The following is a 16,116-nucleotide window of genomic DNA, read 5'->3' on the forward strand; positions in this document are numbered from 1 at the left end:
TTTTTCGTGGATAGGTTTGTAGAATACAATAATGAGAATAAAAAGATTGTCACCAGTTATAAACTTTCATGCTCATTTACGCACTTTCTGCTTCACAAAAAAATACTTCTCTTAAAATTGGCATACAGTCCATAGTTTTACACAACCAAATAATTAAAATCACTTACTTATACGTCATAGGAAGGGATGGTATGTGGGGAAAGAACATTTTAAGAGAGGATAAGTGGCTCTTATGCATTTTCTTAAATAGCACGAATTTTTGCAACATTGAGAGCTGTAAAATAGTGTGATGGTGTCAGTTTTCTCTTTCATAGGATTATATAATAAGCCCTACTCTAAATCCTCTATTCAATTTCACACTTCTATATTTAGTTGATACTAAAGAAAATAAAATTCAGAAAAAAACTTTGCATTTTTAATTTAATATGTATGAATATATTTTATTTTCTGAAATGAAAAAATAGTCTCATTTTGATCAAATACAAAATAATAAAAATGCAAACCTGTTTTCATTTTTACCATATACTTTTAAATTCAGCTTTACAGTTTTCAAAATATCTAAAGTAATCTCAATTATTTAAAAGAAATTACGTATTACTTCATACTTTTGATTATCGCATTCTTTAAGCGTGATATGGTCTCATCACAAAACAGAATACTCTAAAAATACTATTTTCTTTCTCATCCACACGTTTGTAAAAAAACATCTCTTAAAGCTTGCCACATCTACCTCATACGGTATCTATGAATGGTATAAAATCTATTGGATAGCATCATCTTTCCTTAAATAAAAAGTAAAAGCCAAGTACTATCAAGCTATTTGTCGCCTAATGTTAAAATATCTATTGCTATTTGAGAGAATGCATAAAAGGAATTTATTCTTTCTTAGAGTGTTTTTATCCATACATTACTCCTCCTTGTAATGTATAAAAGAGTAATTTTTATTAATTAAATATAGAGAACTTTAAAACGAAAAAACCCTACAATATTCAGGGTTCTCATTATGTAAAACGATAAATTACCACTATAAATTAATATACTGTATTAATGTTTTACAGCACTAAAGATCTGATTAGTCTGCAAAATGAGCTCGTTCTTTCCCCTTAATGTTCTTTATCACCTTATATCCTTGCTTAGAGCACGTACAGCTCGTGCAGTTTCACATTGTAATGCTTTTTGTGCTAAAATTTTCATATCTTCAAAACTATGAGTCTGTAAACACGCCTTTACTGGAGAAATATCGCAAGATATCATAGAAAGCTCATTAATTCCCAATCCAGTCAAAATCATTGCACCAAAAGGATCTCCAGCCATACCACCACATACACTAACCCAACACTTATGTTGTGCAGCTCCCTGAATAGTCTGATAAATCATACGCAAAACTGCTGGATCAAGGCTATCAGCTTCAGACACAAGGTACGGATTTTGCCGATCAACAGCCATTGTATACTGTGTTAGGTCATTGGTTCCAATTGAAAAAAAATCAACATGGGCGCTCAATACATCTGCCATAATGGCCGCTGCTGGAACTTCGATCATAATACCAAGTTTTAATTTTGGTGCATTAATATCGTTGCGGATTTCTTCTGCAATCTTTTTTATAGCGACAATCTCTGAAACAGACATGACCATCGGAAACACAATCCATAGATCTCCACCCTCTTTTGCCGCTCGATATAAAGCACGTAATTGAGGCACAAAAAGATCACGTCGACGTAACAAAAGCCGCGTTCCTCGAACACCTAAAAAAGGATTGTCCTCTTTAGATAAATGTAAATGCGTAACCTGTTTATCTCCACCAATATCAAGTGCACGAATAATTAATGGCTTATCTCCTACAGCTGTAATCATCGCCCGATATATATTAAATTGTAGCTCTTCATCCGGAATATATGGATTCTCTAAAAACAAAAATTCCGTGCGCATGAGTCCAACACCTTCAGCCCCTAAATCAAGCGCAACAGGAACCTGATTTGCGTAGTTGACATTAGCCATGATACGAATTCTTTGACCATCTGTCGTTTGCGCTGGTAATCTACATGCATTTATTTCACTGACACGTTTTTGCGCAACAGTATCAATATGCCTTTGAGCATCTTCAACGTCTTCAAGCGTAGGATCAAGATAAATAAACCCGTTATCGCCATCAATAATAGCCTGAATATCAGACTGAATTGCTAAAATATCATCACCTGTAGCAACAACCATTGGAATACCAAGAGTACGCGCCAAAATAGCTGTATGAGATAATGGACCTCCCCATGCTGTTGCTAATCCTTTTACCCTTGTACAATCAAGTTGTGCTACATCAGAAGGAGAAAGGTCATTTGTAACCAGAATTACACCATGTGGAATATCATTTAAAAAGAACGATCTATAGGATGGATTGATTTCACCTAAAACACGTCGACCAACATCAACTAAATTAACAGCACGTGCTGCTAACAAAAGATTATCTACCTTAAAAAACATATCTGAAAATTGACGAACCGCTCTATCCCAAGACCAAGCGACACCATGACCTTCCGCTATAAAACGACAAGCTTGAGCTATTAAATTTTCATCTTCAAGCAAAACCATTTGCGCAGAAAAAATCGCAGCAGAATCTGCTCCCATACGCACTGTAATATCAGAAATCACAGATGCCATTTTATGTTTTGTTTTTGTAAGAGCATTTTCAAGACATGCTGCACCAGCTGCAAAATCAATTGGCTGATCTATTATGGAAATATCATTTTGCCTTAAAACAAAAATCTTACCAAATGCTAATCCTGAACTCGCTCCAACACCAGAAATGCCTTTTTGCATAGAGCGTGGATACCAACCATGAAAAGCCTTTGTTTGAGATTCCATTGCTCTCATCAGACATTTTTCACTAATACTCACTTTTTTTGCAATAGCAATGGCATCATTGAGAAGTTGTGCTCCTTCTGCAGCATCTGTAGAAAAAATCAGAACATCACCATTTTTTGCTCCTAATTGCAATAAACCAACCAAATTTTTCATTTCAACGGTATATTGACCATGGCGAACTCTGATAGAGTTTTGAGCCTTTTTCGCAAAATCAACCCATAGAGAAGCTGGTCGTGCATGAAGACCACTTGGATAATCTAAAGTCCATTCCTGACACACCGAAAGGTCACCAATAAAAGTTTTTTCTATCTTCATCTCTTGGTCAAACAAAGTTGTAACAATTTGCTGTTTGTCCATAGTTGTTGCAAGTACTTCAAGCTGTTTTTTATCAAATAAAAGAGACGTCAATTTTTTACAAATTTCTCTATAGCGATCTGGACACGCTGCAATGGCAATAACCAAATATGCTTTCTTGCCATCCTGCCACTCAACACCAGCAGGCACCTGTATAACAGCAACAGCATCCTTGATAATTAAATCACGATTTTCAGCCATACCATGAGGAATGGCTATACCATTTCCAAGCCAAGTATTGGTTGTTTCTTCACGTGCAAGCATACTTGCCAGATAACACTTATCAACTGCACCAACCTGCACAAGCAATTCAGCAGCAGCATAAATTGCATCATTTTTATGATCAAAAGCAGCTGCAAGTTGTACAGATCTTATAGACAAGATTTCACCATCAGTAAAATCTACATTCATTGTTTCTGCTTTCTCATATCTCATCATGAATTCAAATTGCCTCACATTTGAACACCAATATCTCTGATACATTCCTTTTCAAAGCTGCATTTCCCAAAATACAAGCTATAAATACCACCACAGCTCTCTTTATATTCTACAGAATATAGCTAAGTGAGGTGCTTAAATACCTCAATATAACCGATAAAACAATTAGATATTATTATCCACCTAAGTGCTTAAAACCATCATAAACAAGTCTGCCTCTTACTCTTTTACTTTACAAAGACAAAACCCCATTTTTTACAGCACCAATCACCTGAAAAACTATGCTTTCAAAATGCTCTCATTATCCTAAGTTATCCAACATAACTTTTCATTATTCTCCCTACAAGAAAGCATCCTTCCTAATCATCCGTAACTTCAGCTAATATTTTAATTGATTCCTCAAAGTTTATTTAACCTATTATCCCTCTTTATAAATTCATTACATAATTACAAATTGCTCCATGCAACTTATCATCTTTATTCCGTGCTACCCATCTCTTATGATATCAAACTCTCGATATATAATATTTATATATTTTAAGCTACACCTTTACTTCAATCAATATCGCAAATACACAATGCCCTCTGTCGCACATTTGCAAAGTACGACATCCCCCCCAAGCACCATCACCAACTACTAAAATCAAGAAAAACTCTACAAATAAGATAAATAAAGTAAAAAATGAAAAGCAATTATTGCCTTAACCCTAGCTCTTATGCTTGTTTATTTTCAACAATACACAATAATAGTGAAATCAGAAAAAATATTCTTGAAGGGCGCTGATTGCACGTTGGTTATTTTTATATCTTTAAACACCGTACTCCTTAAAAATATAATTTCACTCTCGATTTACCGAAAATTCCTTAATGCACGTCACTTTCAAAGTAGTTTTGACTACCTTCTTATGGATTTTTATCCCTATGTCTTTTTAAATGAATAGCCCCACCTATCCACACTACCACCTAAAAACAGTATGACAACTCATCAATACCACAATGCCGATAAAAAGACCCATCTTTATCAAAATGATTACATCAATAATGCTCTCATTAAATTTCTCATAATTTTCTGAAAACAAACTGCTTCTCTTATAAGAAATTACTCAACCCTTCTTCATACATAAAAAGAAAGTCTCTCCTCACTGATTATTATACAGAAACTTATCAATAAACTCTATCATAATATCAATATGTTCAGTATTTAAATACTAACATAACAGCGCACAAACTTTTTCCCTCATTGAGAAAAGCCATTTCCCCAATTCTACCTTTTTATCTTCTACATTTATTATAGTACCAACGCAAAAAGGGAAAGATGAGATTCATCTTTCCCTTTGAATACTTATAAAACCACAACTACAATTCAATGAAATCCCGTTGATGGCTAGAGAGTGTTACAGATTACTCTGCTGCCTCCACCATAGGAATGACTGAAACATAGGAACGATTACCCGCTTTGCGTTGAAAAGAAACCTTTCCATTTGATAATGCAAAAAGCGTATGGTCTTTTCCAATGCCGACATTGTTTCCAGGATGCCAACGTGTACCACGCTGGCGAATAATAATATTTCCGGCAATAACGGTTTCACCACCAAATTTTTTAACGCCTAGACGTTTCGATTCTGAATCACGACCATTACGCGAGGAACCACCAGCTTTTTTATGTGCCATAGACGCTCTCCTTTAATCTTTCTTACTCTTTGATGCTACAGATGCTTTCTTCTGCGGCGCAGTCTTTTTTTCAACCGTTTTTTTAGCCGTCTTCTCAACAGAAGCAGCAGCTTTTGTTTCTTTTGGTGTAGTTTCTTCTTCTTTTATAGGTTTCGCAGCAACTTTTTTAGGTTTTGAACCACCCATTAAAATTTCTAAAACACGAAGCCTCGTAAATTCTTGACGATGGCCACGCGTGCGTTTAGAATTTTGGCGACGGCGCTTCTTAAATGCGATAACCTTGCGCCCACGTGCCTGTTCTAAAATCTCAGCTGTCACCAATGCATCAGCAACGACAGGGGTACCAATAACCGCATTACCTTCTTGCCCAACCATTAATATATCATTGAATTCAACCACATCACCCGCATTTCCACTAACTTTTTCAACTTTTACCACTTGATTAGCAACAATGCGGTATTGCTTACCACCAGTTTTAATGACTGCGAACATTTTTTATCCTTCCGTTCACTCCAGCTCTTATTTAATTTCTGCCTTGAAATAAGGGGAAATAGGCTGCTTTTTATCAGTCGTAATAGATCTCAAAGAAGGATAAAACCTTCTTTAACACAAATATGCGCAGATTTCCCCGCGCTTATATTTTGTATATATGAAGGAATTTCTATTCTCTGTCAATAAAGTCCCATAAAAAAGAAAAAAAGGTTGTACCAAAAACAATTGAAGGTTATCTACCCCTTATACACTCAAATAGTGCCAATTTTTGTTTCACTTTATTATGGAGAGATGGCTGAGTGGTTGAAAGCACCGCACTCGAAATGCGGCATAGGGGCAACTCTATCGGGGGTTCAAATCCCTCTCTCTCCGCCACAGTTTATAAAGCGATATTGTAGCTTGTGTAGCTTGACAGCAGGTTTTGTGTATGTAGCTTGCCAGCGGGTTTTGTATAATTTGCCACTAGGTTTTGTACCAATTTATTTTTTTCGAAGGATTTTAAGGGGGGTCTCAAAGGGTCTTCAAAGACCTCTCAAAGGTCTTTATCGTTTTTGCGAATAAATTCTCATTTTTACAATTTTTGCACTTTTTTGATTTTCTGTTACATAAATCTAATCCAGATAATAAGAGAACGTATAGTAAAATTAAAGAATTATCTCATATTTCTCTCTCATTCTACTTTTGCTTAGTCAGTACAAAAACTACTGTAAAATTATATTTATTTTGCACGTCTTGCTTGAATATGTGCTAGCAACCCTAATGTTGAACTATCACGATTATCCGCTTTACTTTCTCCACGAAGAATTGGTAGTAACTCGTTTGCTAATTCTTTACCAAGTTCAACACCCCATTGATCAAATGAATTAATATTCATTAAAATCCCTTCAACAAAAGTGCGATGTTCATAAAGCGCAATAAGACGACCGAGTGCAAAAGGTGTTAATGAATCTTGAACCAGCGTAATGCTGGGACGGTTTCCTTTAAAACTTCTATGACGTGCTAAATGGTCTGCTTCACCCTCATCAACTCCATTTTTTATCAAGATATGCCGAGCATCTTCAATACTACGCCCCTTCATCAAGGCTTTTGATTGTGCTAAACCGTTTGCTAGCAACATCTCATACATAGAATGTAATTTTTTCTCATGCCCTTTTATAAATAAAATAAATTCTACAGGAATAATATCTGTTCCTTGATGCAGAAGCTGAAAAAAAGCATGTTGACTATTTGTTCCTGAATCCCCCCAAACAATTGGACCACTTGAAAAACTTAATGGTTTTCCATCCAGCGAGACTTGCTTACCATTTGATTCCATATCAAGCTGTTGTAAATAAGCTGGAAAATGTATTAAACGCTGTGCATAAGGAATGATAGAACGTGATGAATAACCACAAATAACACGATGCCAGAATCCTAAAAGAGCAAAACGAATAGGAATATTTTTATGCAAAGGCATTGTTTTAAAATGTTGGTCCATTTGCAATGCACCATTGAGAAATTGGCGGAAATTTCCACCACCTATTGCAAACATAACAACAAGTCCAATGGCTGACCAAATTGAATAACGTCCTCCCACCCAATTCCAAAATTTAAAAACTCTTGTGGAATCTATGCCAAATTCTGCTACTTTATCAAGCGCACTTGAAACAGCAACAAAATGCGTACCAATGGCTTCTTCTCCTAAATGTGAACAAATCCACTGACGTGCAACTTGAGCATTGACCATTGTTTCAGCCGTTGTAAAAGTTTTAGAAGCAATGACAAACAGCGTTGTTGCTGGATTCAAAATAGAGAGAGTATCAGAAATATGGGCACTGTCAGCATTCGAAACAAAATGACACTGTGGACCATCATGATAAGGTTTTAAAGCATATGTGACCATTGCAGGACCAAGATCAGAACCACCAATACCAATATTGACAATATCACTTATTCTCTCGCCACTGCTTCCCTTATAGCTTCCATCACGCACCTTTTCAGAAAATCTTTCCATATCTTCAAGGACGTCTTGAATATCGCGAATAAGATTATGACCATCCAACATGAAAATTTCATCAGCAGGTAAACGTAATGCAATATGAAGAACTGAGCGTTTTTCAGTTGTATTAATCGCCTTACCAGAAAACATTGCATCACGCCGGCCTAACACATCTGCTGCGACCGCTAAATCATCTAGAAGTTGCAATGTTTTAAATGTCACACCACATTTTGAAAAATCGAAAAGAAGATCATCAAGTCTGAGGGAAAAATGGGAAAAACGCTGTTCATCTTCTACAAAATGCCGACGAATATCATAGACCCCATCCTTTGCGGCATGGTTTCTTAAAGCTTTTAATGTGGCTTCAAAAGCCATTTCATTTCGAATCGAAAAGCTATCTCCCATAAGCTTATCCTATACGGTTATTGATAATGAAATCTATGCCCAAACAATAACAAAGCAGAAAGCATCTCCTTTATTGATCGCTATTTTCACTGCTCACATAAAAATGAAGGAATATACAAAATATAAAGGATAAGATCCGAAAATGATATTTTTACAAGAATAAACTTTCAAATCTTTTCTATCATATACATCATTTAACTTGATTGAGTTCTTTTGTTAAACGTAAATTTTCTTCTGCTTTTGGTCTTATAAAACGCCCTAAAAAAAGATAAACAACCGGTGTAACATAAAGCGTAAAAATAGTTGCTAAACCTAAGCCACCAACGATAACCCAACCTAAAGCTATACGAGCTTCTGCGCCAGCACCTTTGGCCAAAACCAAAGGAATACCTCCTAAAATGGCACAAATCATTGTCATACAAACTGGACGAAGGCGAATGTTTGCTGCTTCTTCTACGGCTTCACGCACGCTTCTTCCCTGATCGCGTAATTGATCTGCAAATTCAACAATGAGAATACCATTTTTTGCCATAACACCAATTAACAAAATTAATCCAATTTGGCTGTAAATATTAAGACTTACACCACTTAATAGCATAGCAATTACAGCACAACCAATCCCTAATGGGACAGTGGCCATGATAATGAATCCTGAAATAAAGCTTTCAAACTGAGCAGCCAAAATCAATAAAATAATCAAAAAGGCAATGCCAAAAACAATCATAAAATTGGAAGATGTTTCATTAAGCGTTTCGGCTTCCCCTAAAGGAACCAAGTAGGTTCCTTTCGATAACAAAGGAGAAGCAATTTTCTGTACAGTTTGGTAAGCTTCCCCTAAAGCAATATCTGGAGCAAGATTTGCGCTTAAAATAACAGCACTCATGCGTTTTTCCCGTTTTAGTTGGGGAGCAATAGCTTTTTCATGTAAACGCGCAATAACCGATAAAGGAACATATCGATTGTCTTTGGTTTTTAAAAAAATATTTTCTAAATCGCTAGGACTCTTCATAGAATTTGTACGCGATATCAATTTAACATCGTAAGAATGATCATCCACGTTAATGGAACCAATCTTTTTACCATCCAACATTGCTTGTAATGTATCGCCCAAATTCGTGATATCAATCCCTAAATCGGAGGCTTTTTTTCGATTGATTTCAATAAAAAATTGCGGTTGTGTTGCATCAACAGTAAGGCGTGGGCGAATAAAACGCGGATCATCTTGTAAAGCACTAACCAGCTTATCAGCAATGGGTTGTAATGTTGCATAATCATTGCCAAGAATTGCAAATTGCAACCCTTGCCCAGTTCCACTCACACCTAGAGAATTTCCCTGCGCAGCAAACACAAAAACTGCGGGAAACTGTTTAACCTTTGCATTAACATCTTTCACGATTTCTTGCTGACTACGTAAACGTTTATTCCAAGATGAAAGCAATAAAATCAAAAAAGCAGTATTGGGTGAACCTCCAATACCCGCGATAGAGTAACTGTTAGCAATCTCCCCTGCATCACGTAATGGCTGTAGACTTGCTTCAATTTGCTCTACCTGCTCGTTCAAATATTGTGTCGAAATACCTTGTGGTCCATTAATGACCAAAAAGATAAGAGCTCTATCTTCTGCTGGCGTTAATTCCTGTTGCAGTTTCATATAGCCCCCAATACAAAGCCCCCCAAAAATAAGTGAAGCAAAAACAACAGCCCAAGGTTTTTCTAAACACTTATGCAAACTGTACGTATATGCCTTATGAAAAAAAGTACCTAATTTATATAAAAAAGTAAAATAATGATGGGACTTTTCCTCTTTCTCCTCAATATGTTCTTTGAGAAAACGTGAAGCCAACATGGGACAAAGCGTTAAAGCAACAATTGAAGAAAGCAAAATAGAAATTGCCAAAACAAAACCGAATTCTCTAAAAAGTCCTCCAACTTGCCCAGGAAGAAAGGAAATAGGAACAAACACAGCCACTAATGTCAATGTTGTTGCTAAAACAGCAAAAAATACTTCACGTGTTCCTATCACCGCTGCTGCTCTGGAACCTAATCCCATGTTGCGCCACCGAACAATATTCTCAAGAACAACAATGGCATCATCCACAACAAGCCCTGTTGCTAAAACAAGTCCTAAAAATGTGAGAATATTCAATGAAAACCCTACAAGATAAATAGCTGCAATGGTACCAATCAAAGCGACAGGAAGAGATAAAGCAGGTATCAGCGTTACACGAATGTCTCTGAGAAAAAGAAAAATGACCAAGATAACGCTCAAAATAGCAATGACCAAAGCAACTTCAACCTCATGAAGAGCGCTTTTAATAAAAATTGCATCGTCATTAATAACGTCTATATTTACAGAAGAAGGAACAATACTTTTGAGATTATCAACAACGGCTCTCACACCTTCAGAAATATTAAGAGTGTTGGATTGTGCTTTACGCACGATACCTAATCCAATACCTGTCTTTCCATTGATACGAAGAATAACTGTTTCTATATCCGGCGATAAAGTAACATGCGCAACATCACCAAGATGCACATGAGGCTTTAAAACAACTTGTTCAAAAGATTCTGGTGTTGTTAAACGTGCAGTAGCACGTACAACTAAAGTTTGCTTAGAATTGCGTAATGACCCTACTGGCACATCTGTTGTCATATCAGCAAGAACACGTGAAATATCTGCTACAGTTAATCCATAACTTGCAAGTTTTGCTTGATCTATATCAATCTGAAAAATCTTTGTGCGAGCACTATCGACCTGTACATCACCAACACCATCAACAGCAGAAATAGCATCAACAATCTGATCGTTTACAATCGTGGTTAAATCATCAACACTCATTGTTGGTGACGTTACAACCAAATACATCATGGCAGCAGCATTCGAATCTGCTTTAATAATCAAAGGCAAATCCGCATCTTTCGGTAAAGAATAGGTAACACGAGAGAGAGCATCACGAATATCAGATGCAGCAACATTCAAATCAACACCGACATTAAAGTTAATCTTCACACGGGAGCGTCCAAAAGAAGACGTTGAAGAAATCGCCTTAACACCTGAAACACGAGAAACAGCATCTTCTATAATTTTTGTAACTTCACGATCAATTGTTTCCGCCGATGCACCAGAAAACATCGTCACAATCGTTGTTACGGGAGTATCAACATCGGGTAATTCTCTTACATCAACATTTAACCATGCTGCAAATCCTGCAATGATGATCATAGCATTCAAAACAAGAGTAAAAACCGGTCTGCGAATAAATAAGGTAATGAGACCACCTTGCTCCACCTTTGACGTAGGCTGTTTTGTGCTCAATTCTTGGCTCATTGTATATCCGTTCCATAACCTACTGATAATTGCTGTTGAAGAGACTTTGGATCATCAATAGTTACTTTACTTCCTGGATAAAGCATTTGCACCCCTTGAATGACAACTTGATCACCATTTTCTAGGGGAGCTTTCACGAAAACCTGATCCGCTTTATGCTGAATAATTGTTACGGGAATAGACTCTACTTTTCCTTCTCTCACACGCCAAACGAATGATCCTTTACTATTCCATTGAACTGCAAGAGGATTAACGACAGGAAAAGAACCACCATGAAACTGCAAGGAAACAGAAAAGGACATACCAGACATGAGCGTATCTTTTTCATTATTGATTTCAACCTGAACATGAAGTGTGCGACTTTCTGGATCAACGATATTATCAATCGCATAAATATGACCAACAAAAGATCTATCTGGCTGCGCGATTAACGTTGCCGTTACCTCATCTCCTTTATGGATGCGCGACACATATCGTTCAGGGGCCCATATATCGACCAAAATACGTTCTCTATTCTCAATACGGCCTATTACAGTATTAAGGTCCACGTTATTCCCCGCATCAACGGGCAAAATACCAACAACTCCAGGAATCGGTGCTCGAATTGTTCGCCGATCGAGATCTAATTCAGCATTACGCAAAACTAAATTTGCGTTATCCAACTCTAAGCGTGCCATAATTTCTTGAACTTCCGTTGCTGTATTGCTGGCGCGTAATTTAAGAATGCGTGAAAGTGTTAACGCATTGTTATCACGTTGCACTTTTGCTTTTGCAGCCGCTATTTCTTCTTTTTTAGAATCAAGCTTTGCAATCACATCATCGGCTTGTACTTTTGTACCCGCTGATACAAAAAGCTTATCAATAACACCTGAGGATAAAGGGGTAAGCTCGACTTCTGCAAGAGCTTTTCCACTCCCAAGAACGTTAAGTTGTTCATAAAGATCTTGAACTTTTACAAGATCAACGACAACATTTACCGGTGGCCTTCCCATTTTTTCATTTGAAGCTTTATCCGATACTCTTGTTTTATCCACCATAGAAATGGGTTGGTCCGCACTCTTTTTTCCAGCCCAATAGGTAACCGTTAAAACAACGATTAAAAACACCAATGGAAAGCTCTTTTTTAATAACGCCATACATCCGCCCTTGCTGTGCCATCTTCATCTGAAATAGTTTTCAACAGTAATATCGGCGTTTTACACAAAAACCCAACAGCGGGTGTATATATCTTACCCCCACCGCAAAAAACACATCTCATCTCTGCTTGACTATCTTTCATAGATTAAAACGTCAAGTTAACTATCGTTCATATTGCTTTGTATGGTCATGACAAAAAAATGTTCATATCAAAACCAACTGAAGCCATAATATATTATATCTTTTTTTAAAATATCTCATAAAAAAGAGAAATTTTTTTTATTACTATCCAAGTTTCACTTGCATTTCTTTAATGAAACGATTAGGAACCCTTTGTCTTAGACAATGTAAAAAATTGAAATGTATGCACCCGTAGCTCAGCTGGATAGAGCACCAGACTACGAATCTGGGGGTCAGGAGTTCGAATCTCTTCGGGTGCGCCATCATCAACAATATCTTCTTATAAAGTCAGACTTTTTAAATTCTTTATTTTGTGATTTGTTATTTTGTATTTTGTCATTTCATTTTGTTGTGAGTCGTTTCTTTAGCCATTTTGCTAAAATAAGATGTTATGAGTCCTTCAATTCAGCTCTAAGGTGCTTTTATTAGCTTATAATCGTAGCGATTGCATGAGTAGCGTGTGTTGTTGTTTTCTTTTTTCAATCTATGCGCTTGTTTTTGGTCTCTTCCGGATTATACTCTCTACTCAGTTAGGTAATTTTTTACGTGCTTATTTCTAATTATTCCATAACTGGATGCTTCTGGATATTTTATTCCTAGCAGTCCCATCTTAAGAGGGACTTCAGATGTGCCGCCATAAATTCCGGTTTACCACCATGTGAAACTTTTTCAGTGTGTTGTTGGAAAGAATAAATAAACTACTTCTCAAACGTACTACTATGAAACACTTATGGTATCCATTAATATCATCAGCATTTGTTGCAAACCAAAGATTCTTTTTCCTAAAAAACAATAAAACTCTTCTTGTGCTTCTTTAGCATTATCTCTTGCATGGCATATCATCGATTTCTATGATATCTTAATATTTTTCTGTTCTCTATGAATTTTTCTAATTAATCCATGGGGTACAGATCCCAAACGTTAATAAAAGCTAAGTTTAAAGAATTTTTCCATGCCTAAAACTGATATTGAAATTGCTCGCACTGCTAAAAAGCAACATATTATTGAAATTGCACAAAAAATTGGTATCTCACATGAAAATCTCATTCCCTATGGTCATGATAAAGCTAAAATTTCTTCTGAATACATAAAATCGCTTAATAAAAATCCAGATGGTAAACTTATCCTTCTCACAGCTATCAATCCCACACCTGCCGGAGAAGGCAAAACAACAACAACAGTTGGACTAAGTGATGCTCTTAATCTTATTGGTAAAAAAACAATAGCTACCTTGAGAGAACCATCTTTAGGTCCCTGTTTTGGTGTAAAAGGTGGTGCTGCTGGTGGTGGTTATGCGCAAGTCATTCCAATGGATGATCTTAATTTACATTTTACCGGTGATTTTCATGCTATTACAGCTGCTCATAATCTTCTTGCCGCAATGATAGATAATCATCTTTATTGGGGAAACACTCTAAACATTGATCCACGTCGCATTGTTTGGAAACGCGTTCTTGATATGAATGATCGTGCATTGCGCGATATTGTCATTTCATTGGGGGGCATAACAAATGGTTTTCCACGCCAAACAGGTTTTGATATTACTGTTGCATCAGAAATTATGGCGCTTCTTTGTCTCTCTGAAAATTTAGAAAACCTTACACAAAGACTCAAGAAAATTATTGTTGCTTATCGTTATGATAAAACGCCCATCACCGTTGCTGATCTCAATGCGGAAGGTGCAATGGCAGTTCTTCTCAAAGATGCTATACAACCCAATCTCGTACAGACAATTGAAAATAATCCTGTTCTCGTTCATGGAGGACCTTTTGCCAACATTGCTCATGGTTGCAATTCAGTTATAGCAACAAAAACTGCTTTAAAACTTGCTGATTATGTTGTCACAGAAGCAGGGTTTGGAGCAGATCTTGGAGCAGAAAAGTTCTTCAATATCAAATGTAGGCAAGCAGGTATTGTACCAAATGCTACAGTGATCGTCGCAACTATTCGTGCATTAAAAATGAACGGTGGTCTGGATAAAAATAACCTGACAGAAGAAAATATTACCGCTTTAGAAAAAGGAGCTGCCAATCTTTTACGACACATAGAAAATATGAAGCACTACGGTATTCCTTGTGTTGTGGCTATCAATCATTTTGACAGCGATAGCGATGCTGAAATAAAAACATTACAAAAAATAGTTGCAACAACTGGACACAAAGCTATTATCTGTAAGCATTGGGAACAAGGTGGAAAAGGCGCTATAGAACTTGCACAAGAACTCGTTACCTTGATTGAAAAGCACGATTCTGATTTTAAAGTTCTCTATCAAGATGATATTCCACTCGTTCAAAAAATTAATTGTATTATAACAAAGCTATACGGTGGACGTGGCGCCATCATCCCAGCCCCTATTCTCAAACAACTTGAAACTTGGGAAAAAGAAGGTTTTGGCGTCTACCCTATTTGTATGGCAAAAACACCTTATTCTTTTTCTTCTGATCCCAAGCAATACGGCGCTCCTGTTGATTTTGAAATTCCCATACGAGAAGTTCGTCTCTGTGCGGGAGCCGGCTTTATTGTTGTCATTTGTGGAGATGTTATGACCATGCCGGGACTACCCCATTATCCCACGGCTGAAAAAATTCATCTTGACGAAAATGATCAAATACAAGGACTTTCATAAATTTATAACCGTAAATTCTATCATTCATTATAAAAAGCGTTTTATTATAAAAAAAATAGAATTTTAAAAAGCGATATAGACAAATGTCTTATTTATATGATATAAGCGTTTGTCCTTTTGGATATGCCTTTAAAAGGACGTAGGTTTTTTCCTATCATTTATGACACTGAAAAAAGCAGGATAGATAGTGCAAGTACTCGTTCGTGATAATAATGTTGACCAAGCGCTCCGTGCGTTGAAAAAAAAGATGCAGCGTGAAGGTATCTTCCGTGAAATGAAAATGCGTACTTATTATGAGAAGCCATCTGAGAAGCGTGCTCGTGAAAAAGCTGAAGCTATTCGTCGTACACGTAAGCTTGCTCGTAAGCGTGCACAAAGAGAAGGTTTTGTTAGTAACGGACGAACTGTTGCGGTAAAGTAATATACTTTATAATATTATATAATTGCATAAGCAATAGATAGTAAACTACTAGAAAATTTTATCTTCATAGTTGATTGCAATAAATTGCTTGTGTGGAAGTTTTTGTGTACAATGTTATCTAATATGTTAGTTATTTGAAAATAATAAGATTTCTATCATAGAGGTGGTTTTTATTTCACTCTTATATTTCAAAAAATAGATAACAAACTACACTTGAGGTATTTAAGCGA

The 16,116-nt window shown here is 36.4% G+C and carries 8 protein-coding genes and 2 tRNA genes; 4 read left to right on the forward strand and 6 right to left on the reverse strand.

Annotated features, from left to right (window positions below):
* Positions 1–1,116: 1,116 nt before the first annotated feature.
* From ptsP to rplU, 3 genes are all read right to left on the reverse strand, one after another.
* The gene (ptsP, locus tag ACFINZ_RS02490) at positions 1,117–3,648 is read right to left on the reverse strand and encodes a phosphoenolpyruvate--protein phosphotransferase (RefSeq protein ID WP_375701151.1); all 2,532 of its coding nucleotides are present in this window, start codon (positions 3,646–3,648) and stop codon (positions 1,117–1,119) included.
* Between the two features lie 1,401 nt (positions 3,649–5,049).
* Positions 5,050–5,319: a 50S ribosomal protein L27 gene (gene rpmA, locus ACFINZ_RS02495; protein WP_273723965.1), complete on the reverse strand. Its 270-nt coding sequence runs from the start codon at positions 5,317–5,319 to the stop codon at positions 5,050–5,052.
* Positions 5,320–5,331: 12 nt separating this feature from the next.
* A complete protein-coding gene (gene rplU / locus ACFINZ_RS02500) occupies positions 5,332–5,811 on the reverse strand; it encodes a 50S ribosomal protein L21 (RefSeq protein ID WP_375633223.1) in 480 nt (159 codons plus the stop codon).
* A gap of 285 nt (positions 5,812–6,096) precedes the next feature.
* On the opposite strand from rplU, the gene ACFINZ_RS02505 reads away from it, so the two are divergent.
* Positions 6,097–6,186: transfer RNA gene (locus ACFINZ_RS02505), tRNA-Ser, on the forward strand.
* Between the two features lie 343 nt (positions 6,187–6,529).
* On the opposite strand, the gene pgi is transcribed toward ACFINZ_RS02505, so the two are convergent.
* The 3 genes from pgi to ACFINZ_RS02520 all read right to left on the reverse strand — a co-directional run bounded on the left by pgi (position 6,530) and on the right by ACFINZ_RS02520 (position 12,658).
* Positions 6,530–8,194: a glucose-6-phosphate isomerase gene (gene pgi, locus ACFINZ_RS02510; RefSeq protein WP_375701152.1), complete on the reverse strand. Its 1,665-nt coding sequence runs from the start codon at positions 8,192–8,194 to the stop codon at positions 6,530–6,532.
* A gap of 190 nt (positions 8,195–8,384) precedes the next feature.
* Positions 8,385–11,522, reverse strand: coding sequence for an efflux RND transporter permease subunit (locus ACFINZ_RS02515; protein ID WP_375633708.1), 3,138 nt, complete (start codon positions 11,520–11,522; stop codon positions 8,385–8,387).
* Positions 11,519–12,658: an efflux RND transporter periplasmic adaptor subunit gene (locus ACFINZ_RS02520; RefSeq protein WP_375633707.1), complete on the reverse strand. Its 1,140-nt coding sequence runs from the start codon at positions 12,656–12,658 to the stop codon at positions 11,519–11,521. Before ACFINZ_RS02520 ends, ACFINZ_RS02515 begins: the two co-directional genes overlap by 4 nt.
* 367 nt (positions 12,659–13,025) lie before the next feature.
* On the opposite strand from ACFINZ_RS02520, the gene ACFINZ_RS02525 reads away from it, so the two are divergent.
* The 3 genes from ACFINZ_RS02525 (at position 13,026) to rpsU (ending at position 15,886) form a co-directional block, all read left to right on the forward strand.
* A tRNA-Arg gene (locus ACFINZ_RS02525) sits at positions 13,026–13,102 on the forward strand.
* Between the two features lie 689 nt (positions 13,103–13,791).
* Entirely contained in the window at positions 13,792–15,465 is a 1,674-nt protein-coding gene (locus ACFINZ_RS02530; protein WP_375617551.1) for a formate--tetrahydrofolate ligase, read from the forward strand.
* Positions 15,466–15,652: 187 nt separating this feature from the next.
* Positions 15,653–15,886 (forward strand): 30S ribosomal protein S21, encoded by a 234-nt coding sequence (rpsU, locus tag ACFINZ_RS02535; protein WP_375617550.1) that lies wholly within the window; start codon positions 15,653–15,655, stop codon positions 15,884–15,886.
* Positions 15,887–16,116: the final 230 nt, after the last annotated feature.

This window comes from Bartonella sp. AA81SXKL (assembly GCF_042196945.1).
In the GTDB taxonomy this organism is placed as follows: Bacteria; Pseudomonadota; Alphaproteobacteria; order Rhizobiales; family Rhizobiaceae; genus Bartonella.

Excerpts from the sequence above, each read along its gene's own strand:
- ptsP (WP_375701151.1), bottom strand. The coding sequence starts at position 3,648 with ATGATGAGATATGAGAAAGCAGAAACAATGAATGTAGATTTTACTGAT.
- rpmA (WP_273723965.1), bottom strand. The coding sequence starts at position 5,319 with ATGGCACATAAAAAAGCTGGTGGTTCCTCGCGTAATGGTCGTGATTCA.
- rplU (WP_375633223.1), bottom strand. The coding sequence starts at position 5,811 with ATGTTCGCAGTCATTAAAACTGGTGGTAAGCAATACCGCATTGTTGCT.
- pgi (WP_375701152.1), bottom strand. The coding sequence starts at position 8,194 with ATGGGAGATAGCTTTTCGATTCGAAATGAAATGGCTTTTGAAGCCACA.
- ACFINZ_RS02515 (WP_375633708.1), bottom strand. The coding sequence starts at position 11,522 with ATGAGCCAAGAATTGAGCACAAAACAGCCTACGTCAAAGGTGGAGCAA.
- ACFINZ_RS02520 (WP_375633707.1), bottom strand. The coding sequence starts at position 12,658 with ATGGCGTTATTAAAAAAGAGCTTTCCATTGGTGTTTTTAATCGTTGTT.
- ACFINZ_RS02530 (WP_375617551.1), top strand. The coding sequence starts at position 13,792 with ATGCCTAAAACTGATATTGAAATTGCTCGCACTGCTAAAAAGCAACAT.